This window comes from Anaerostipes amylophilus (assembly GCF_025567365.1).
Lineage (GTDB): Bacteria > Bacillota > Clostridia > Lachnospirales > Lachnospiraceae > Anaerostipes > Anaerostipes amylophilus.
In genome coordinates this window covers 92690-114339 of the sequence record NZ_JAOQJG010000001.1, presented here as the reverse complement: position 1 = coordinate 114339, position 21650 = coordinate 92690, and the positions used below count along the sequence as shown (strand labels likewise).

The following is a 21650-nucleotide window of genomic DNA, read 5'->3' as shown; positions in this document are numbered from 1 at the left end:
ATTGGACAGATGGACAAAAATCAAGTGACAACAGCAATGATCGATTATTACAAAGGAGACCCAAAGAGAATCCAGCATTTCCTGAAAGTACACGCATATGCGAAACTGATCGGAGAACAGGAAGGATTAGATAAGAAAACTTTAGATATTCTTGAAGTGGCTGCATTAACACACGATATTGGGATCAAAATAAGCGAAGAAAAATATAACAGCAGTGCAGGAAAATATCAGGAGATTGAAGGACCAGCAATCGCGCAGAAGATGTTGAAAGACTTACAGTACGATAAAACAAAAATAGAGAGAGTCTGCTATCTGATCGGACATCATCACACATATGATCAAATCGATGGAATCGACTATCAGATTCTTGTAGAAGCAGATTTCCTTGTAAATCTTGCGGAAGAACAAAGTTCCAAAGAGACAATTGAGTCCGTAAAAAACAAGATTTTTAAGACCAAAACAGGAATCTGGCTGATAAATAAAATTTTTTGAAAAAAAAGCTTGCCAAGACACGAGGAATATGATAAAGTATAGAAGTCGCAGAAATGAGACAACAACTTAACTGCCCAGATAGCTCAGTCGGTAGAGCAGAGGACTGAAAATCCTCGTGTCGCTGGTTCGATTCCGGCTCTGGGCATTGTATGCGGGTGTAGTTCAATGGTAGAACTCCAGCCTTCCAAGCTGATCACGTGGGTTCGATTCCCATCACCCGCTCTTTTATTAAGAAGAATGTTATGCATTCTTCTTTTTTTATTGTAATTTTCTATTATACCATATTTTTAAAAACATGGTCAATCAAATTATGTTATGATACAATAATAAAAGAACAAAAATCTGAAACATCATACCATAAAGGAGATACAAAAATGGATTACAACAAACTGGCATTAGAAATGCACGAAAAAAATAAAGGAAAGATCGCAGTACGTTCTAAAGTAACAGTAAAGACAAGAGATGACCTAAGCACAGCTTACACACCAGGAGTTGCAGAACCTTGTCGTAAGATCCGTGATAATAAAGAAGATGTATACCGCTATACAGCAAAAGGAAATTTAGTCGCTGTCGTATCTGACGGAACAGCTGTATTAGGACTTGGAGATATCGGGCCAGAAGCAGCGATGCCTGTTATGGAAGGAAAAGCCCTTTTATTTAAAGAATTTGCAGATATCGATGCATTTCCAATCTGTCTTGATACAAAAGACACAGAAGAGATCATCAAGACAGTCAAAAATATCGCACCATGTTTCGGTGGTATTAATTTAGAAGATATTTCCGCACCAAGATGTTTTGAAATTGAACGCCGCTTAAAAGAAGAATTAGACATCCCAGTTTTCCATGATGACCAGCATGGAACAGCCATTGTTGTAGCAGCCGGATTATTAAATGCCTTAAAATTTGTCGGAAAGAAAATGGAAGATGCCAACATCGTGATCAACGGAGCAGGATCTGCAGGAATCTCTATCTGTAAATTATTATTACAGTTCGGAGCTGGAAATGTAGTATTAGTTGATCAGAAAGGTGCATTATGCCCAGGAGAAGACTGGATGAACCCAGCCCAGAAAGAGATGGCAGAGATCACAAACAAAGATAAACAGACAGGTCCATTAACGGAGATCATCAAAGATAAAGATGTATTTATCGGAGTTTCCGCACCAAATATCGTAACAGCTGAGATGGTATCTACAATGGCAGACGATGCGATCATCTTCGCAATGGCAAACCCAACACCAGAGATCATGCCAGATGAAGCGAAAAAAGGTGGAGCAAGGGTGATCGCAACAGGAAGATCTGACTTCCCGAACCAGATCAACAACGTATTAGTATTCCCAGGAATCTTCAGAGGAGCCTTAGATGCAAGAGCCGGACAGATCACAGAAGAGATGAAGATGGCAGCAGCAAGAGCAATCGCAAGTATTATCAGTGATGATGAATTAAATGAAGAATATATTATTCCAGGAGCTTTCGATGAGAGAGTATGCAAAGCTGTAGCAAAAGCTGTTGCAGAAGAAAGCCAGAAATAAGCCATAGAACTAAATTAAGTACAAGGGCACTTCTGTTCAAGGAGTATGTTTTGTGATATACTATATTGCATCATGAGAAAAAATTAGGAGAATTTATTCAATGAAAACAAGTGGAATATTATTACCAATATTTAGTTTACCATCAGATTACGGAATCGGATGCTTTTCAAAAGAAGCATATAAATTTGTAGACTTTTTAGAAGAAGCAGGCCAGAACTACTGGCAGATCCTTCCATTAGGAACGATCGGAGCAGGAAATTCTCCTTATCTTTCGTTTTCAAGTTTTGCAGGAAGTGCATACTATATTGACTTAGAACAACTACTTGAAGAAGGACTGCTTAAGAAAAAGGAACTCGAATCGATCAAGGAAGAAAATCAGGGGAAAGTTGACTATGATACAGTAAGACAGAATCATAGAAAACTATTAAGAAAGGCTTATTTCAGATTCCATCCAGACGAAGAGTATAAGAAATTTGTCAAAGACAATGAGTACTGGCTTGGAGAATATACAGAGTATATGAGCAAGAAAAAGAGTAAATTGCCAGAGAGTTATTTCGCTTTTTGTCAATATTATTTCCATAAACAATGGCTCAAGTTAAAGAAATACGCCAATGATAAAGGAATTCAGATCGTAGGAGATCTTCCATTCTATGTAGCCTTGGACGGAACAGCCTTTACATATCACAAAGAATTATTTAAAGTTGATGAAGAAGGAAAGCCAACTGTTGTTGGAGGATGCCCTCCAGATGCATTTGCAGAAGATGGACAGGTATGGTCTAATCCAGTCTATGATTGGGAATATCATAAGAAGACAAACTACGAATGGTGGATGAACAGACTATGTCATAACTTCATGCTATATGATGTATTACGCTTAGATCATTTCAGAGGATTTGACGAGTATTTCGAGATTCCGGCAGAAGATGAAACAGCAGTCAATGGAGAATGGGTCAAAGGTCCAGGAATTGAGTTCTTTGAAGCAATGAAGGAACAACTTGGAGACAAGAAGGTTATTGCAGAGAACTTAGGATTTTTAACAGACAGTGTTCACAAACTGTTAGATGACACAGGATTCCCAGGAATGAATGTTCTGGAATTTGCATTTGGAGCATATGATGACAGCATCTATCTTCCACATAAATACAAAGAAAATAGTGTTGTATACACAGGAACACATGACAATGATACGGTTGTTGGATGGTACGAAACATTATCAGAAGATGATAAGAAATTCTTAGAGCATTATTTAAAATACAGTACGATCGAGAGAACAGGAACTGTACATTTAGACTTGATTTCTCTTGCATTAGAGAGTCGAAGCGATATGGTGATCATCCCACTTCAGGATTATCTTGGATTAGGAAATGAAGCAAGGATCAACACACCATCTACGGTAGGTGGTAACTGGGAGTGGAGAGTGAAAGAAGAGCAGTTAACAGATGAGTTAAAAGAACTGATCAGAACACTGACAATAAAATATCGTACAGTTGCAGAAGAGAATGCGAAGAAAGCAGCCGAAGAAGCACAGCAATAGAAGAAATTGATAGAAGAAAAAGGATGAAAGAATTTGGGAAATCTTTCATCCTTTTTTGCATAGAAATAAAGAAATATGCGTATAAAATAATTGATATTAGATTGTATGGAATATGATGTACCATATAAAGCAATAAAATTAGCTTGACGACACAAAATCATAGTGCTACAATTTAGTACATAAAAGCGTTGAAGTTTTAAAGTTCAGAAGTTTAAAGTCAAGGAATACAATCGGGAACGATATTAAGGAGGAGAAAAATATGAGATTAAAGAAAGTCATGGCAACAGGATTAGTTGCTGCATTAGCATTATCCACAATGGTTGGTTGCTCAAGCAAGAAAGACAGTTCAGACCAGAAGAAGATCGGAGTCGTTCAGTTAGTAGAACATGATGCTTTAGATGCATCTTACAAAGGGTTTAAGGATGGTCTTGAGAAAGCTGGATATAAAGACGGAGACAAGATCAAGATTGAATATAAGAACGCACAGAATGAACAGTCAAATTGTCAGACAATTGCCAAACAATTTGTCACAGATAAGTGCGATCTTGTATTAGCGATCGCAACACCAGCAGCACAGGCAATGGCCAATGAATCAAAAGATATTCCGATTTTAGTAACAGCTGTTACAGATCCAGCCGATGCCAAACTGGTGAAATCAAATAAAAAACCAGGAACAAACGTATCTGGAACATCAGATTTAACACCAGTAGCAAAACAGATGAATCTATTAAAAGAATTAATTCCAAATGCAAAGAAAGTTGCAATGTTATATTGTTCTGCAGAAGCAAACTCCAAATTCCAGGTAGGACTTGCGAAGAAAGAAGCAAAGAAATTAGGATTAAAAACAATCGATGCAACAGTATCAGAATCCAGTGAGATCCGTCAGGTTGTAGAATCCTTAAAAGGTAAAGTTGATGCAATCTATTCACCAACAGACAACATGATCGCAGCAGGAATCAATACAGTATCCATGGTAGCAAATGAAGCTAAGATTCCATTTATCGTAGCTGAAGAAGGAATGTGTACAGGTGGAGGACTTGCAACATACGGAGTTAACTACTACAAGTTAGGACAGCAGACAGCAAAGCAGGCAGTAAAGATCTTAGAAGGAAAAGCTGAACCAAAAGATATGCCAATTGAATATCAGGAAAATGCGGATCTGATCATCAATAAAGACACAGTAAAGACATTAGGAATTAAGATTCCAGAGAAGTTAAAAAAAGAAGCTAAGATGGTAACAACACAGAAAAAGACAGATAAAGAATAATAAATAAGATTTTCTTGCATGTAAGATTACAAGAAGATCAGGAAGTGTCTTCCGATTTGCGGGAGGCACTTCTGTGCATTTAGAAAAGAGGTAGAAAATGGCATTAATTACAAATCTTTATAGTGCATTAGCCCAAGGAACATTATGGGGAATCATGGCACTGGGAGTTTATATTACATTTAGGATCTTAGATATCGCAGACTTATCCTGCGATGGAACATTTGCACTCGGTGGATGTATCAGTGCAATCCTTATTACAAGGGGAGTCAATCCATTTGTAACATTATTATTTGCACTTGTAGGAGGAATGTTAGCAGGACTTGTTACAGGCTGGCTGCACACGAAACTTATGATCCCTGCGATCTTAGCAGGTATTTTAACAATGATCGCATTATGGTCCGTTAATATCAGAGTTATGGGAGGACCAAATGTTTCATTACTTGGAGAAGACACTGCATTTACAAAGGTAATGGATCTGTTAGGAGTAGATCAGACACTGGCAACATTGGTAGTTGGAGTCATTATTGGAGCCATTGTGATCGCAGCTCTGTACTGGTTTTTTGGAACAGAGATCGGATGTGCACTTAGGGCAACAGGAAACAATGAATTTATGGTACGTGCTTTAGGGGGCAATACAGATACATCCAAAGTGTTAGGATTGGTGATTTCTAATGGACTGATCTCAGTATCTGGAGCTTTAGTAGCCCAGAACCAAGGATACGGAGATATCAAAATGGGAACAGGATCTATTGTAATTGGTCTTGCATCCATTGTAATCGGAGAAGTTATCTTTGGAAAACGTTTTAACTTTGCTTATATCCTTGCATCACTGATCGGAGGAGCAATGGTATATCGTATGATCATCTCACTTGTTTTACATTTCGGATTAAGTACCGATGATATGAAATTATTCACAGCGATCATCGTAGCATTAGCACTCGGTATTCCTGCTCTCAAATCAAAATATTCACACCGCAGGACACCAGCATAGAAAGAGGGGCAAAGTTATGTTAGAAATTAAAAATGTACATAAAACATTTAATAAAGGAACGATTAATGAGAAAAAAGCATTAAATGGAGTCAATCTTCACTTAGATCCTGGGGACTTCGTAACGATCATCGGAGGAAATGGGGCCGGAAAATCTACAACACTCAACATGGTAGCAGGAGTCTATCCGATCGATCAAGGAACGATCATTCTAGATGGCAAGGATATTTCAGATCTTCCAGAATACAAACGTGCCTACATGTTAGGAAGAGTATTCCAGGACCCAATGATGGGAACGGCAGCAGGTATGCAGATTGAAGAAAACATGGCAATGGCAAACCGTAGAGGAAAGAAAAGAGGCCTAAGCTGGGGAATCACAAAAAAAGAAAAAGAAATGTTTAAAGAAAAATTACAAATGCTCGACTTAGGACTAGAAGATCGAATGACATCCAAAGTAGGACTATTATCCGGAGGTCAGAGACAGGCATTGACACTGCTTATGGCAACACTAAAGAAACCAAGCCTGCTATTATTAGACGAACACACAGCAGCCCTTGATCCAAAGACTGCGAAGAAAGTACTAGACATCACAGAGAAGATCGTAGCCAGAGATAATCTTACAACAATGATGGTAACACATAATATGAAAGATGCGATCAATATCGGAAACCGCCTGATCATGATGAGCGATGGAAAGATCATTTATGATGTGAAAGGGGAAGAAAAGAAGAAGCTTAAGGTAGCAGATTTATTGCAGAAATTCGAAGAAGCCAGCGGCGGAGAATTTGCAAACGATAGAATGTTGTTGTCTTAAAATTCCAATGCATCACTTTCGGTTGCTTATTTATTTTTTATCATATACCTGAAGTCTAAAGTGTGGATAATTACAAGATTGGAAAACTTAAGTGGTGTGTATGTTGAGTGTCACCCTTTATTCTTATAAATATTTCTTCTCTTGTTCTTTCTGACTCATACATGCAACACTATCAACAAATCAAAATTATACTTGCTATTTCCCCACACGGGTGTTATAGTTAACATCTGGATGGTATTCTTGAAAGAAATCATACCGGCAAATCAATTTAACTTAGAACATCACCCGCAAGAAAGCAGGTGATACATGTATGAAAGTAGGATTCATCGGAGCAGGGAAAGTAGGCTGCTCTCTTTATGATTACTTTGTACACAATAACATACTCGTCACAGGGTGCTACACCCGTACACAAGCGAATGTAAGTGGAACGGAAAAACAAACACAGAAGATATTTACAACATCGATTGATAAAATATTAACAAAAAGTGATGTTCTATTTTTAACAGTACCAGATGATGCGATCAGCACAGTCTGGGAACAAGTCAAAACTTATCCGATACAAGGAAAGTTTATTTGTCATTGCAGCGGATCACTAGGATCAGCTGTTCTTTCTGGAATTGAAGCAACCGGAGCATACGGTTACTCTATTCATCCAATGTTTCCATTTAAAAGTAAAAAAACTGCATACGAAGATCTAGCACAGGCATTATTCAGTGTGGAAGGAAATGAAGAACACATGGAAGAGATCATGGATTTATTGTCAGCTTGTCCAAATCGCATCGTGAGATTAAAAAGCGAAGATAAGCCTAAATACCATGCAGCAGCCGTCTTTGCATCTAATCTTGCAGTCGGATTGATCAATCAGGCGAAGGAACTGCTTAATGAATGTGGATTTGATGATGAAGCAGCATTGAATGCATTGAAACCACTGGCAGTTACAAACATGAACAATATATTTGATGTTGGAACATGTGATGCACTGACAGGGCCAGTAGAACGCCATGATATCAAAACCGTGCAAAAACATTTAGATGCCATAGATCAGGAGAAAAAGGAAACTTACAGTGCTCTGACAAAAGAGATCATAAAACTTGCAGAGACACGTCATCCTGATACTTCTTATGCAGACATGAAACATGTATTGGAGGAAGTAAAATGAAAACAACAGTAAGCACAGTACAGAAAATGAAAGATAACGGAGAAAAGATCACAATGCTGACAGCATATGATTATTCTACCGCAAAATTATTCGATGAAGCTGGAATCGATACAATGTTAGTTGGAGATTCTCTTGGAATGGTAATGCTTGGATATGACTCAACGATTCCTGTAACAGTTGATGACATGATCCATCACGGAGCAGCCGTTGTAAGAGGAGCAAAAGATGCTCTGATCGTAGTTGATATGCCATTTTTATCTTATCACACATCTGTATATGATGCGGTAGCAAATGCTGGACGAATTATGAAAGAAACAGGTTGTACAGCGGTTAAATTAGAAGGTGGAAAAAACGTATGTCCACAGATCGAAGCAATCGTAAATGCACAGATCCCAGTATGTGCCCACATTGGACTGACACCACAGTCATCTAATATGTTTGGTGGTTTCCGAGTACAGGGAAAAAGCGAAGAAGCAGCAAAAGAGCTGATCGAAGCAGCACAGGCAGTTGAGAAAGCTGGAGCATTTATGTTAGTTCTGGAAGGAATTCCAGAGAAATTAGCAGCGATTATCACAAAGAAAGTACATATTCCAACGATTGGAATCGGAGCAAGTCCAGAATGTGATGGACAAGTACTGGTATACCAGGATATGTTAGCAATGTATGGAAACTTTGTGCCTAAATTTGTAAGACAGTTTGCACAGGTTGGAGAAGTGATGCAGGGAGCAGTCAAAGACTATATCAATGCAGTCAAAGAAGGAACTTTCCCAGGACCAGAAAATACATATGCGATCAGTGATGATGTGATTGAAAAATTATATTAAAAACAGACAACATAAAGGACATATTTTATATAGATAGATTCTCATACATAAATGGGAAAAAGGAGTTTTAACAATGAAAATCGTAGAAACAGTCAAAGAAGTCAGAGAACAGGTAAAAGAGTGGAAGAAACAGGGATTAACAGTTGGTTTCGTCCCAACTATGGGATACCTTCATGAAGGACATAAAAGTCTGATGGATGCAGCAAGAAAAGATAACGACAAAGTCGTTGTAAGTATTTTCGTAAATCCAATGCAGTTTGGACCAACAGAAGACCTTGCAACATACCCAAGAGATTTAGATCATGATGCAGCATTATGTGAAAGTGCAGGAGTAGATTTAATCTTCCATCCAGAACCAGAAGAAATGTATGAGAAAGATTTCTGCTCATTTGTGGATATGACAGGACTTACAGAAGGATTATGTGGAAAAACACGTCCAATTCATTTTAGAGGAGTATGTACTGTTGTAAATAAATTCTTTAATATCGTAACACCAGACAGAGCATATTTTGGACAGAAAGACGGACAGCAGTTAGCAGTTATCAAACGTATGGTGCGTGATCTGAATATGGATATCGAGATCATCGGATGTCCAATCGTTCGTGAAGAAGACGGACTTGCTAAGAGCTCAAGAAATACATATCTTTCTCCAGAAGAAAGAAAAGCAGCATTGATCTTATCAAAAACAGTTGCTTTAGGAAAAGAACTTGCGAAAACAGAAAAAGATGCAAATAAAGTCGTAGAAGCAATGAAGAAAAATATCGAGACAGAACCAATGGCTAAGATTGACTATGTAGAAGCAGTTGACGCATTGTCTATGGAACCAGTTGAGAAACTAGAAGGAACATGTATGCTGGCTATGGCAGTTTACATCGGAAAGACAAGACTTATTGACAATACACTCATTAACGAATAGACTAAAGGAGAAGAAAAATAATGAATATCAGCATGTTAAAAGGAAAAATTCATAGAGCAACAGTAAAACAGGCAGAATTAGATTATGTAGGAAGTATTACAGTTGATCCTGTATTATTAGAAGCAGCAGGAATCTTAGAATACGAACATGTACATATCGTAGATGTTAACAACGGAAGTCGTTTTGAGACATACACAATTCCTGGAGAACCAGGAAGTGGAATGATCTGCTTAAACGGACCTGCAGCACGCTGCGTTGCAACAGGAGACAAGATCATCATTATCGCATATGCAGATATGACACCAGAAGAAGCAAAGACATTTGAGCCAAAAGTCGTATTTGTAGATGACGATAACCAGATTTCCCGCTGCACAAACTATGAAAGACATGGACGATTAGAAGATATGTAGGAGAAAGAAGATCATGTTAAAAGGAAAAACGATTGTATTGGGTGTGACAGGAAGTATTGCAGCTTATAAGATGGCAAATGTGGCAAGTATGCTTGTGAAACGTGGGTGTGAAGTTCATGTGGTCATGACAAAGAATGCCACACATTTTATCAACCCGATTGCATTTGAAAGTTTGACCAACACAAAATGTCTTGTAGAAACATTTGACCGTAATTTTCAGTTTCATGTAGCACATGTATCACTGACAGATAAAGCCGATGCAATGTTGATCGCACCAGCTTCAGCGAACATCATCGGTAAGATTGCAAATGGAATTGCAGACGATATGTTATCAACCACAGTGATGGCATGTAACAAACCAGTGATCATCTCACCAGCGATGAATACGAAGATGTTCAATAATCCAATCTTACAGGATAATCTTGATAAATTAAGAAGATTTGGATATGAGATCGTACAGCCAGCAACAGGACATCTTGCTTGTGGAACAAGTGGAGCAGGAAAGATGCCATCAGAAGAAGTATTGGTTGCACATCTTGAGAGAGCGATTGCGAAAGAAAAAGATTTAAAAGGCAAGAAAGTTCTTGTAACAGCAGGACCAACGATTGAAGCGATCGATCCGGTACGTTATATTTCCAATCATTCTTCAGGAAAGATGGGGTATGCAATCGCAAAGATGGCAATGCTTCGCGGAGCGGATGTAACTTTGGTTACAGGACAAACAGCGATCGAACCACCAATGTTTGTAGATGTAGTACCTGTTACCAGTGCACAGGATATGTATGATGCTGTGACAAGCCGAAGTGATGAACAGGATATCATTATCAAGGCAGCAGCTGTTGCAGATTACACACCAGCGAATGTCAGCGATCATAAAGTCAAGAAAAAAGACGGAGATATGTCAATTGAACTGGTAAGGACCAAAGACATTTTAAAGACTCTTGGAGAGAATAAAAAAGAAGGTCAGTTCCTATGCGGCTTTTCCATGGAGACACAGAACATGTTAGAAAACTCCAGAGCAAAGCTTGAAAAGAAGAAGATTGACATGATCGCAGCAAATAACCTCAAAGAACAGGGAGCTGGATTTAACACAGATACAAACGTGATCACATTGATCACAAAGGATGAAGAAAAACAGCTTCCAAAGATGACAAAAGAAGAAGTTGCAGATGCAATCCTTGATTTTATCATTTCAAGAAATTAGATGTTTATAATGATAAAAATCTTTCTAAAAATTAAATAAAATAATTGTTCAACTTCTGGTTTCTCTCTGTGACTATGGTATAATAAAAGATATTAATACCAAAGGAGAGTCAAGGGATGAAAGCAGTAAATAAAGTTCGATTAATCTATTTGCCAGCGATCGTGCTACCAATCTTTGTGATGATAGTGTCGATCGCTGGTTTAAGTATAGGGTATTCAAGGATCAACAAAGCAGACCTGTCAGTAGGATCTTTTGAAAGATTCGCAAATCCTTTAAAGACGATGAATACAGAGACACAGGGCATTTTCTTTGAATTAGAAGAGCATGTAAATAAGAATCCTGAAATCTTTAATAATCAGCAATATTTAAATGACGTCAATAAACGATTAGGGGGTAAAGATTCCTATCTGCTCGTTCGAAAAAATAACAAGATCACTTATGCAGGAAAGGAAAATGTTTCTGACAAATTGATCAATAAACTGCCATCCTATGGGAATAAAGACAGTGATGCTGACCGTGGTTTTTTTGTAAGCCATCCAGGGAATTACCTTGTAAAGCAGCAGGATTTTAAATACAAGGATGGAGGAAAAGGATCTGTATTTATTATGACAGATCTTGGAACAGTCCTGCCACATTACCGCAATATCTTTATTCAGGTATCTTGTGCAGTCATTGGTGTACTGATCTTAACGAGTACATTTTTATCATGGTTTATGTACCGTGAATTCGTAAGTCCGATCAGGGAACTGAAGGCAGGAGCAGAACGAATCAAGGAAGGAAACCTTGATAATGATGTAGTGATCAACAGTGGTGGCGAAGAGATCAGAGAACTTTGCAATGCATTTAATGAGATGAGGGCGGAGTTAAAAGACTCGATCGATGCAAGAATTGTTTATGAAAAGCAGAATAGGGATCTGATCAGTAATATTTCTCATGATCTTAAGACACCGATCACAGCGATCAAGGGATATGTCGAAGGAATCATGGACGGAGTTGCAGATACTCCAGAGAAGATAGATCGCTATATTAAGACGATTTATAATAAAGCAAATGATATGAACGTCCTGATCAACGAATTATCTTTATATTCAAAGATTGATTCCAATATTATTCCGTATAATTTTGAGAAGATTAATATTAATTCATATTTCAAAGATTGTGTAGATGAGATCGGAGCAGACCTTGAACAGAAGGGAATGCTGTTCTCATATCGTAATTATTGTGGAGCGAATGTATTGGTAACAGCTGATCCGGAACAGCTTAAGAGAGTTATTAATAATATTATTAATAATGCATGCAAATATAACAATAAGGCCAAAGGAAAGGTAGGAATTACCTTAACAGAATTTGATCGCAAGGTACAGGTAGCGATCAAGGATAATGGAATGGGAATTTCCAAAGAAGATCTTCCACATATTTTCAGAAGAACCTATCGTGCAGATATGTCAAGAAATTCTGCCGGAGGAAGTGGTCTTGGACTATCCATTTGCAAGAAGATCATAGAAGAACATGGTGGAGAAATCTGGGCAGAGAGTAAACTGCGTGCAGGAACGACAATATTCTTTACATTAAATAAAGTAATCGATCAGTCAAAGGAGAAATAACATGAGCAAAGTATTAATCGTAGAAGACGAACTTTCAATCGCAGAATTAGAGAAAGATTATTTAGAACTTAGTTCATTTGAAGTAGAAATAGAAACAGATGGACAGCAAGGACTTGAGAAAGCATTAAAAGAAGATTTTGATATGATCATTCTTGATATCATGCTTCCAGGAGTTGATGGGTTTGAAATCTGCAAACAGATCAGAGAAGCCAAAGAAATTCCAATTCTTATGGTATCTGCAAGAAAAGAAGACATCGATAAGATCAGAGGATTAGGACTCGGAGCAGATGATTATATCACAAAACCATTCAGCCCAAGTGAGCTTGTAGCCAGAGTAAAGGCACATCTGAATCGTTACCAGAGACTTGTAAATAATCAGATGGAAGCCAACGACATCATTGAGATTCGAGGATTAAAGATTGATAAGACAGCAAGACGTGTATATTTAAATGGCGAAGAAAAAGTATTTACAACAAAAGAATTTGACCTTTTAACATTTCTTGCAGGACATCCAAACAGAGTGTTTACAAAAGAGGAATTATTCAATAAAATCTGGGATATGGAATCTTTGGGAGATATTGCAACTGTTACAGTTCATATCAAGAAGATCAGAGAGAAGATTGAAGTGAATACAGCCAAACCACAGTATATCGAGACAATCTGGGGTGTTGGATACCGTTTCAAGATGTAGGAGATTTTTATGAGAAAAAATAAAAAGATAAATATCATATACAAAGACGAACAGATTGTTGTATGCGAGAAGCCAAAAGGAATTCCAGTTTCCAGCGATAAGACAGGAGATATGGATCTTTTGCATCAGCTTAAGAATCAACTGTTTTTTGAGGAAAATACAGATGGAGAGCCAGAACTATATCTGGTACACCGCTTAGACAGACCAGTTGGTGGTGTTATGGTATTTGCAAGAACAAAGCAGGCAGCAGCATCACTGACAGAACAGATCAAAGATCATACTTTTGAGAAGGATTATCAGGCGGTACTAACTGGATGGCTTCCTGATGATGAGGGAACATTCAGAGACTTCTTATTAAAAGACCCCAAAAATAATGTATCCAAAGTCGTCAAAGAAGGAACGAAAGGTGCAAAAGAAGCTATTCTTGATTACGAAGTTATTGATATGATGGAAGATTCTAAGATGAAATACACATATTGTCTGATCCATTTAGAAACAGGCCGTCATCATCAGATCCGTGTCCAGACTTCAAGCAGAGGATTTGGAATCTGGGGAGATACAAAGTATAATCCAATTTATCAGAAGACAAAGAAGAAATACAAAGAGATCGGACTGTTCGCAGCAAGGATTGCATTTGACCATCCAACGACACATGAGAGAATGGTATTTAAGGCAGATCCAAGTGGGGAAGCATTTGACTTATTAGAGATGACAGAATAACAGGAGATGATAAGAAAAATGAGATTCAGACCATGCATTGACATTCACAATGGTAAGATCAAACAGATCGTAGGTGGAAGTCTCCTTGATCAGGGAGATTTTGCAACAGAGAATTTTGTATCAGAAAAAGATGGTACATTTTATGGAAAACTTTATAAAGATAATCATTTAAACGGTGGACATATCATCATGCTTAATGCCAGAGATTCACAGTATTATGAAGAAGATAAAGTACAGGCGTTAAAGGCATTGAAAGCATTTGAAGGAGGACTTCAGATCGGTGGAGGAATCACAGATGAGAATGCCAAGGAATTTATTGAAGCTGGAGCATCTCATGTGATCGTAACATCGTTTGTATTTGCGGGTGGCAAGATTCATTATGACAGACTGGATTCTTTAAAAGAACAGGTAGGAAAAGATCATCTTGTGCTTGACTTAAGCTGTCGAAAGAAAGACGATAAATATTATATCACAACCGATCGCTGGCAGAAGTTTACTGATGAAGAATTAACGGTAGAACTGCTGCACAAACTAGAGTCATGGTGCGATGAATATCTGATTCATGGAGTCGATGTAGAAGGAAAGGCTCAGGGAATCGATCAGGAATTAGTGAAACTTCTGGCTCAGTATGATGGCAATAAAGTCACATATGCTGGTGGAGTTAAGAACTTTGATGATCTTGAATTATTGAAAGATTATGGAAACGATAAGATCGATGTAACGATCGGAAGTGCCTTAGACTTATTTGGTGGTGATATGGAATTCGCAAAAGTTTTAGAATACTGTAATTGAAGGGAGGCTTAGATATATATGAAATTATTATACGAAGCCAGTAATTTTACGATACAGGCAAGATGGGTTATTCCATTTGCAATATTAGGAATAATAGGAGTACTACTCCTTGTATTTTCAAAGAAACCATTTTTTAAATTGTTATCTGCAGTTTGTCTTGCTATCTGTGCGATTGCAGCACTTAGATTTTGCTTTGGATATATGCAGGTGATTCATGCATATAAACAAGGGAATTATAAGAGTGTCGAAGGATATGTAGAGAACTTCACACCAGCATCAAGCGGAGGTGAAGATCAGGAAGACATGGAAGAAGAAAGTTTTGATATTAATGGCGTTCATTTTTCCTATGGTGACAAATTTATTAAGAAGTTTGGTTATCATCTACCATCTACACAGGGTGGATATATCAAGAGAGATGGACAATATCTAAAGCTTGGTTATATAACAACCGAGAAAGGATATGTGATCGTAAAGATTCAGGAAAGAAAACAATAATCAACAAAAATGAATTTTAAATAAGAAAAATACCGGAAACTTGAATTCAACCACAAGTTTCCGGTATTTTGATTTGTATCTGAATCTTAATATAACAACAAGATTAGTTCTTGCGCATATATTCAGCGCTTTTCTTAGTAAGTTTTGCACGTAAACCACGTTTCTCTGGTTCTGGTGGTGCTACATTACGAAGATTCTTGATAGATGTAATATAAATTCCACTTACAACGGCTTTGATCTCAGCCTTTACAGGAACATCATCAAAGATTGCTTCATCACATAATAATGGTGTGATCTTAGGTCCAATCTTTGCTTTTACAACTGGTACTTTAGATAATCTGGCACGTTTTGGAATGTTGTCTGTTACCATCTTAGGAAATCCAGCATCCATGATCTTCATTCGTTTCTTGTCAATGACAAGCATATTAACTGTCTGTGCCATCTGATCTAATTGTGCACGCTGGTCTTCCTGTTTGGCCTGCATCTTTCTACCAACAAAGTACAGAACACCAAGAATGATCGCAGCGATAACTGCAATAATAAGTATGACTGTCCAAATACTCATATTTCTCTTCTCCTCCTAGTATATACATTTGAATATCTTAACTATTATAACATCTTTTTTCTAACTTGTCTTATGTTTTTTCCTCATTTCGATAATTTCTTCACGAATTGTAGCTCCGAGATGCTTTTTCTCAGCTCGTTCAAGCTGATCTGGATAGATTGGTTGTCCAAAAGTAATATGAACAGTTGCAGGTTTTACCTGAAAACGTTTGTTATTCTCAAGAATATCAGCGGTACCTGAAATTGCCATAGGAATGACAGGAACTTTGGCTTTCAGAGCTGGTCTTAAGCTTCCTTCTTTAAATTCATGAGGATCTTCATCCTGGCTTCTTGTACCTTCAGGGAAGATCGCGATAGAAAATCCATCTTTTAAAAGCTGTGTACCTTCATTCATTGTAGCAAGTCCTGCTTTGATATTCTTACGATCTAAAAACAGACAGTTGATAAAACGCATCCAGTGTGCCAGACAAGGAATCTTCTCCATCTCTTTCTTGGCAAAGAATCCCATTCCACGTCCAGTCGCAACATAGCTACATAAAATGTCATAATAACTGCTGTGATTTCCAACATATAAAACAGCAGTATCATCTGGTATATTTTCCTCACCATCAACAACCAGTTTCGTGCCAGCCATAGCAAGGCAGAGCTTAAAAGATTTTAAAATCATACGCTGTGCTATAGAGGAACGTTTGTGAGATTTTCCACTTTTGTTCCAATGCTCAAATAATGGATAAAGTGGTGCAGTCAGTGTCAGGAAAAAGAACAGATAAATAATATCCGCAAAAAAACGAATCATGATCGTTCTCCCTTCTATAAGTTATAGTTTGTGTTTGATATTTAAATTATTTTTTGTGGTTTGCATCGAGCAATTCATGCTTTAACTTGTAAAGAGGCATGGAAAGATCGACGTATACTTCTTGTGGATTTACAAGACGACGGCTTTCATCCCATAATGTATTTAATTCATCCTTACAATAAGAACGGATATCCATGACAGAAGGACTCTCATAGAAACACTGTCCTTTGATAAATATAGGGACAAGCAGTTCGCGTAATGTATAAGTTCCTCCAGCAAGTGTAGATTTCTTCCATGTAGCCTGAGGATCAAAGATCGTAAGATCATCAGCTTCATTATATTCTTCCCCAACGAGACAGATCAGATCACCACGGATCTTACCGTCTTCTTTTCCGTAAATACGATAGATCGTTTTGTTTCCTGGATTTGTGATCTTCGCAGGATTTTCAGAAATCTTGATCTTCGCTGTAAATTCTTTAGATCCTTTATGCTTAGAGGCAGCAAGTTTATATACACCGCCAAATGCAGGGCAGTCTTCAGAAGTGATCAATTTCGTACCAACACCCCATGAAGTGATCGGAGCCCCTTGCGCTTTTAAACTGGAGATCAGATTCTCATCAAGGTCACCAGAAGCAGCAATGACAGCATCAGGGAAACCAGCATCATTAAGCATCATACGGGCTTTCTTAGTAAGGTAAGCAAGGTCACCACTGTCTAAACGGATTCCATAATGCTTTGGCATATGTCCTTCTTCTCTTAATTCTTCAAAGACACGGATCGCATTTGGAACACCAGAACGAAGGGTATCGTAAGTATCCACAAGCAATGTACAAGAATCAGGGTAAAGATCTGCATAAGCACGAAAAGCACTATATTCATCATCAAAACTCATGATCCAGCTGTGGGCATGAGTTCCAAGGATCGGAACATCAAAACATTTACCAGCAAGTACATTAGAAGTACCATCACAGCCACCGATCACAGCGGCACGGGCACCATAGGTTCCAGCATCAGGTCCTTGTGCACGGCGAAGTCCGAATTCCATAACACCACTTCCTCCAGCAGCATAAACAACACGAGAAGCCTTCGTAGCGATCAGACTCTGATGATTGATGATATTTAAGATTGCAGTTTCTACAAGCTGGGCTTCCATGATCGGAGCTTTCACTTTAAGAAGTGGTTCTCTTGGGAAAACGACAGTCCCTTCAGGAATCGCATAGATATCTCCTGTAAAATGATATCCGGCAAGATATTCCAGAAAGTCCTCATCAAAGATTCCCTGATTACGAAGATAATCGATATCATCGTAAGAAAAAGACAAGTTCTTGATGTAATCAATGACTTGATCTAAACCGCAAGTGATCGCATAACCACTTCCGGATGGATTGTCACGATAAAAAACATCAAAAACAACAGTTTCGTCGTTACCTGTTTTAAAATATCCCTGCATCATGGTTAATTCATAAAGATCAGTCAGCAAGGTAAGATGATTTATATCCATAAATACTCCTTCTCTACATACAAAAATATCAGGCCTGCATTGATCAGGCCTATACAGCACATATTATAACATAATTTGACAATAACAAACAATATTCTTCTCAAAGTTGCGAGTCAATAATTTCCTTTAGTTTTAACAAGATATCTTCTTCATCATTCCCGGAAACTTTTATGATTATGTGTTCACCGAGGCTGGCAGAAGATGTCATCATCTGGATCGGATCAGCAACATCAATGATCTGTCCATTGTGTTCCATGATAACTTTGGAAGAAGATTTACGTGCAATAGCCGCAAGAGCAGCACAAGGTTGTGCATGAAGTCCTCTTGGTGATTTGATCGTAAAATCATATATTTTCATAAAATCAATCCTCTTTCTGTTCAGATAGTTCTAAGTAACCTTATTGTAACATAAAATAGTAAGACGGACAAAAAGAGGAGGAGAAAATGAGGTATAAAATGATATATATACTTTTTTTAATATTTTTATTGATCACAATTCCATACGTGATCACAGTATTTTTAAGCCAGCAAGATAAAAATATTCAGTTTGAAAACTATGACAGCGGCTATCAGGTTATTTCAGGAAATGATAAAGATGATCTTGAAACATATCTGCTTAAGATACTGCCGGGACAGATTTCCATGGATCAGGAAAATGAAGCAGTTAAAGCACAGGCAGTAATATTACGGACGGATATCATAAGAAGAATGGAAAATAAAAAGCAGATAGCAAGACAGAAACTTCCCTATACAACTTATGAAAACAGTGAATATAGAAAAAAGCTTGGAAATCGCAGCTATCAGAGCATGGATCAGAAACGAAAAAAATCAGTCAGTGAGACACGAGGGAAGGTTATCACATACAAAAACAAACTCATAGAACCATATTTTCATGCACTAAGTGTTGGGATGACCCTTGATTCAAGGGAATGGTTTGGAAAAGATCTTCCATATATCAGGGAAAAAGAAAGCCTAAGTGATATTGAAGCAAAAGATTATATGAGCGTGAAAGTCATGAGCTATGAAAAAATCGCTGGAATGATCAAGACAAAGACAAAAAAAGATATCAAAATAAATCGCTTAGAAAAAAATTTAAGAATAGGGAGAACAACAAAAAATGGATATGTAAGACAAGTCTATGCTGATTCACTGATGATCAAAGGGGAAGATTTTGCAGATTGGTTTCATTTAGCATCAAATAATTTTTATTTTGAACAGTATAAAGGAAAATTAAGGATCATCTGTCTTGGAAAAGGAAATGGACTTGGAATGAGTCAGTATGGAGCAGGAACGATGGCAAAAACAGGAAAAAGTTATAAAAAAATATTAAAATATTACTATCCAAAGACAAGGATCACAAATCTATATGAATAAACAATATGAAATGGGTAAAACTATGTTTGAGGTGATGAAAATGAGAAAAAACAACAAAGAAACCCCATTTCAGCTGAGAAAATATTATGGGATCATGATCGTGGTATTTACATTATTTCTTGGAATTATGGCATATTACAGTGCAACATTCAGACAGAAAAGAAATCAGGCGAAGCAGGAAATAAAATTAGAAGAACGATCCATTGGAGCAAATAACAGTGCTACAAACAAGACCACACAAACAACAAAGACGACAACAGCGCAAGCAAAAGAAAAAACAAAGACAGCAAATGCACAAGCGAAACGTACTATGAATAAAAGTGTGACGTATAATGGTACATCAAAACTAACCTGGCCGGTCAAAGGAAATATCATCCTTCCATACAGCGTAAATTCAACAATTTATTTTGAATCACTCGATCAGTACAGGATCAATAAAGGAATTTTGATCGAAGCGAAAGAAGGAACCGAAGTAAAAGCAGTCAAGCAGTCAAAAGTAAGAGAAATCAGAAAATCAGCAGAATATGGACAAACGGTATTGATGGATCTTGGAAATGATTACACCGTGTTATATGGGCAGTTAAAAGACATAAAAGTAAAAGAAGGAACCTTAGTAAATGCAGGAGACGTGATCGCAAAAGTAGCAGAGCCGACAAGCTATTATTCATTAGAAGGAACCAATCTCTATTTTCAGATGGAAAAAAATAAAAAGAGTGTAGATCCTTTAAAATATCTGGAATAAAATTGTGACAAAAATAAAAAAACACTATAATATATAGTAAGGAAATAACAGCCAAGATATATCTGGCTGATGTAGAAGAGAGGCGGTCAGAGTTGATCTGGCAGCCTTTCTTCAAAGAAAAAGACAGAAACAAAGAGGAAGATATAGATGAAAAATGTAACATACATATTAAAATGTAACGATAACAGCTTGTACACAGGATGGACAAATGATATCACACATCGTCTAAAGATGCACAATGAAGGAAAAGGAGCAAAATACACCAGAGGCAGAGGCCCGGTAGAATTAGTCTACCTCGAAGAATTCGAAACAAAGCAAGAGGCTATGAGCAGGGAAGCTAAGATCAAACGTCTTACGAGAAAAGAAAAGCTCCTGTTGATAGAAACCTACCAGCAGGAGCAAAAATTAAATCTGAAACATCAAGATCATATGGCATAAGCTTCCACCCATCACGAACAGATGAAAGATCTCATGTAGTCCAAAATTCTTCCAATGGTTTTCAAACCAAGGAATCTTAAGTGCATAGATTACACCGCCAACAGTATAAATGATTCCACCAGCAAGCAGCCATCCAAAGGATGTGTGGGAAAGCGAATGAATGATCGGAGCTATCGCAACGATACAAAGCCATCCCATGGCAATATACATTACAGAAGACACCCACTTTGGACAAGTAACCCAGAACATCTTAAATACGATACCAAGGATTGCAATAGCCCAGATGACAGACAATAATCCATAACCAATCTTACCGCCAAGAACGATCGTACAGATCGGAGTATAAGAACCGGCGATCAGAACAAAGATCATTGCATGGTCGAGTTTCTTCAACTTTTTGTTGATCCGAGGTGAGATATTAAAAGAGTGGTAAGCAGTACTCGCCCCATAAAGTCCGATCATGCTTAAAGTAAAGATGATCAGAGAAATAATGCGTACATAGTCCCCGCTTAAAAAACTCTTGATGATCAAAGGGATGGAAACGATCGCTGCAAGGATCATTCCGATCAAATGTGTAATAGCACTTCCGGGATCTTTTAATTTATGTGTCATGGTAAAACCTCCAGTCATTCTAGTATGATAAAATCTATAACATAGTATTAAAAACCACATCTAACTTTCTTACATACTACTACTATTTTGATAATATTGCAAGGGCTTTTCAAAAAAAAATGAATCTGTTATACTATTAACAATTATAGGATTTAAAAGAAAAGCAACAGACAGAATGGATATT

24 protein-coding genes and 2 tRNA genes are annotated in these 21650 nt (G+C 37.5%); 21 read left to right on the top strand and 5 right to left on the bottom strand.

All coding sequences use genetic code 11. The features are described 5' to 3' along the window. Positions 1 to 9 precede the first annotated feature (9 nt). The 18 genes from OCV53_RS00560 to OCV53_RS00475 all read left to right on the top strand — a co-directional run bounded on the left by OCV53_RS00560 (position 10) and on the right by OCV53_RS00475 (position 15439). Positions 10 to 492 (top strand): HD domain-containing protein, encoded by a 483-nt coding sequence (locus OCV53_RS00560; protein ID WP_022375184.1) that lies wholly within the window; start codon positions 10 to 12, stop codon positions 490 to 492. Positions 493 to 564: 72 nt separating this feature from the next. Continuing rightward, a tRNA-Phe gene (locus OCV53_RS00555) sits at positions 565 to 637 on the top strand. 6 nt (positions 638 to 643) lie between these two features. After that, positions 644 to 714, top strand: a tRNA-Gly gene (locus tag OCV53_RS00550). 152 nt (positions 715 to 866) lie between these two features. Then, positions 867 to 2021, top strand: coding sequence for an NAD(P)-dependent malic enzyme (locus OCV53_RS00545; RefSeq protein ID WP_022375183.1), 1155 nt, complete (start codon positions 867 to 869; stop codon positions 2019 to 2021). Positions 2022 to 2121: 100 nt separating this feature from the next. Next, positions 2122 to 3555 (top strand): 4-alpha-glucanotransferase, encoded by a 1434-nt coding sequence (malQ, locus tag OCV53_RS00540; RefSeq protein ID WP_055196257.1) that lies wholly within the window; start codon positions 2122 to 2124, stop codon positions 3553 to 3555. Between the two features lie 259 nt (positions 3556 to 3814). Continuing rightward, positions 3815 to 4822 carry an ABC transporter substrate-binding protein gene (locus tag OCV53_RS00535; protein ID WP_055196256.1) on the top strand — a complete coding sequence of 336 codons (1008 nt, stop codon included), beginning with the start codon at positions 3815 to 3817 and terminating at the stop codon, positions 4820 to 4822. A 97-nt stretch (positions 4823 to 4919) separates the two neighbouring features. Beyond that, entirely contained in the window at positions 4920 to 5813 is an 894-nt protein-coding gene (locus OCV53_RS00530) for an ABC transporter permease (RefSeq protein ID WP_009203201.1), read from the top strand. Between the two features lie 16 nt (positions 5814 to 5829). After that, positions 5830 to 6624 carry an ABC transporter ATP-binding protein gene (locus OCV53_RS00525; RefSeq protein WP_008394120.1) on the top strand — a complete coding sequence of 265 codons (795 nt, stop codon included), beginning with the start codon at positions 5830 to 5832 and terminating at the stop codon, positions 6622 to 6624. A 310-nt stretch (positions 6625 to 6934) separates the two neighbouring features. Further along, on the top strand, positions 6935 to 7783 hold the full coding sequence (locus OCV53_RS00520; protein WP_055196255.1) for a Rossmann-like and DUF2520 domain-containing protein: 849 nt from the start codon (positions 6935 to 6937) through the stop codon (positions 7781 to 7783). Beyond that, positions 7780 to 8607, top strand: a complete 828-nt coding sequence (panB, locus tag OCV53_RS00515; protein ID WP_055196254.1) for a 3-methyl-2-oxobutanoate hydroxymethyltransferase — start codon at positions 7780 to 7782, stop codon at positions 8605 to 8607. Before OCV53_RS00520 ends, panB begins: the two co-directional genes overlap by 4 nt. A 73-nt stretch (positions 8608 to 8680) precedes the next feature. After that, positions 8681 to 9523: a pantoate--beta-alanine ligase gene (gene panC, locus OCV53_RS00510; protein WP_022374225.1), complete on the top strand. Its 843-nt coding sequence runs from the start codon at positions 8681 to 8683 to the stop codon at positions 9521 to 9523. Positions 9524 to 9543: 20 nt separating this feature from the next. Continuing rightward, positions 9544 to 9933 carry an aspartate 1-decarboxylase gene (gene panD, locus OCV53_RS00505; protein WP_044921912.1) on the top strand — a complete coding sequence of 130 codons (390 nt, stop codon included), beginning with the start codon at positions 9544 to 9546 and terminating at the stop codon, positions 9931 to 9933. Positions 9934 to 9946: 13 nt separating this feature from the next. Beyond that, complete coding sequence (coaBC, locus tag OCV53_RS00500) at positions 9947 to 11137, top strand: bifunctional phosphopantothenoylcysteine decarboxylase/phosphopantothenate--cysteine ligase CoaBC (RefSeq protein ID WP_055196253.1); 1191 nt, start codon at positions 9947 to 9949, stop codon at positions 11135 to 11137. A gap of 116 nt (positions 11138 to 11253) precedes the next feature. After that, on the top strand, positions 11254 to 12741 hold the full coding sequence (locus tag OCV53_RS00495) for a sensor histidine kinase (RefSeq protein ID WP_055196252.1): 1488 nt from the start codon (positions 11254 to 11256) through the stop codon (positions 12739 to 12741). Position 12742: 1 nt separating this feature from the next. Next, the gene (locus tag OCV53_RS00490; RefSeq protein WP_022374690.1) at positions 12743 to 13432 is read left to right on the top strand and encodes a response regulator transcription factor; all 690 of its coding nucleotides are present in this window, start codon (positions 12743 to 12745) and stop codon (positions 13430 to 13432) included. A gap of 9 nt (positions 13433 to 13441) precedes the next feature. Then, positions 13442 to 14152 (top strand): RluA family pseudouridine synthase, encoded by a 711-nt coding sequence (locus OCV53_RS00485; protein WP_055196251.1) that lies wholly within the window; start codon positions 13442 to 13444, stop codon positions 14150 to 14152. Between the two features lie 18 nt (positions 14153 to 14170). Beyond that, on the top strand, positions 14171 to 14944 hold the full coding sequence (gene hisA, locus OCV53_RS00480; protein WP_022374692.1) for a phosphoribosylformimino-5-aminoimidazole carboxamide ribotide isomerase: 774 nt from the start codon (positions 14171 to 14173) through the stop codon (positions 14942 to 14944). 18 nt (positions 14945 to 14962) lie between these two features. Then, entirely contained in the window at positions 14963 to 15439 is a 477-nt protein-coding gene (locus OCV53_RS00475) for a hypothetical protein (protein ID WP_055196250.1), read from the top strand. A gap of 103 nt (positions 15440 to 15542) precedes the next feature. On the opposite strand, the gene OCV53_RS00470 is transcribed toward OCV53_RS00475, so the two are convergent. From OCV53_RS00470 to OCV53_RS00455, 4 genes are all read right to left on the bottom strand, one after another. Next, positions 15543 to 16004: a hypothetical protein gene (locus tag OCV53_RS00470; RefSeq protein ID WP_022374694.1), complete on the bottom strand. Its 462-nt coding sequence runs from the start codon at positions 16002 to 16004 to the stop codon at positions 15543 to 15545. Between the two features lie 60 nt (positions 16005 to 16064). Beyond that, positions 16065 to 16799, bottom strand: a complete 735-nt coding sequence (locus OCV53_RS00465; protein ID WP_022374695.1) for a lysophospholipid acyltransferase family protein — start codon at positions 16797 to 16799, stop codon at positions 16065 to 16067. 46 nt (positions 16800 to 16845) lie between these two features. Beyond that, positions 16846 to 18300: a nicotinate phosphoribosyltransferase gene (locus tag OCV53_RS00460; RefSeq protein WP_055196249.1), complete on the bottom strand. Its 1455-nt coding sequence runs from the start codon at positions 18298 to 18300 to the stop codon at positions 16846 to 16848. Between the two features lie 100 nt (positions 18301 to 18400). Further along, a complete protein-coding gene (locus OCV53_RS00455; protein WP_022374697.1) occupies positions 18401 to 18658 on the bottom strand; it encodes an HPr family phosphocarrier protein in 258 nt (85 codons plus the stop codon). A gap of 98 nt (positions 18659 to 18756) precedes the next feature. Here OCV53_RS00455 and OCV53_RS00450 point away from each other — a divergent pair, with 98 nt between their 5' ends. The 3 genes from OCV53_RS00450 to OCV53_RS00440 all read left to right on the top strand — a co-directional run bounded on the left by OCV53_RS00450 (position 18757) and on the right by OCV53_RS00440 (position 20854). Next, positions 18757 to 19674, top strand: coding sequence for a SpoIID/LytB domain-containing protein (locus OCV53_RS00450; protein WP_055196453.1), 918 nt, complete (start codon positions 18757 to 18759; stop codon positions 19672 to 19674). Between the two features lie 40 nt (positions 19675 to 19714). Then, complete coding sequence (locus tag OCV53_RS00445) at positions 19715 to 20416, top strand: M23 family metallopeptidase (protein WP_242852074.1); 702 nt, start codon at positions 19715 to 19717, stop codon at positions 20414 to 20416. 147 nt (positions 20417 to 20563) lie between these two features. Beyond that, complete coding sequence (locus tag OCV53_RS00440) at positions 20564 to 20854, top strand: GIY-YIG nuclease family protein (RefSeq protein WP_022374700.1); 291 nt, start codon at positions 20564 to 20566, stop codon at positions 20852 to 20854. Here OCV53_RS00440 and trhA read toward each other — a convergent pair. Further along, a complete protein-coding gene (trhA, locus tag OCV53_RS00435) occupies positions 20822 to 21466 on the bottom strand; it encodes a PAQR family membrane homeostasis protein TrhA (RefSeq protein WP_117944227.1) in 645 nt (214 codons plus the stop codon). The genes OCV53_RS00440 and trhA overlap by 33 nt on opposite strands. Positions 21467 to 21650: the final 184 nt, after the last annotated feature.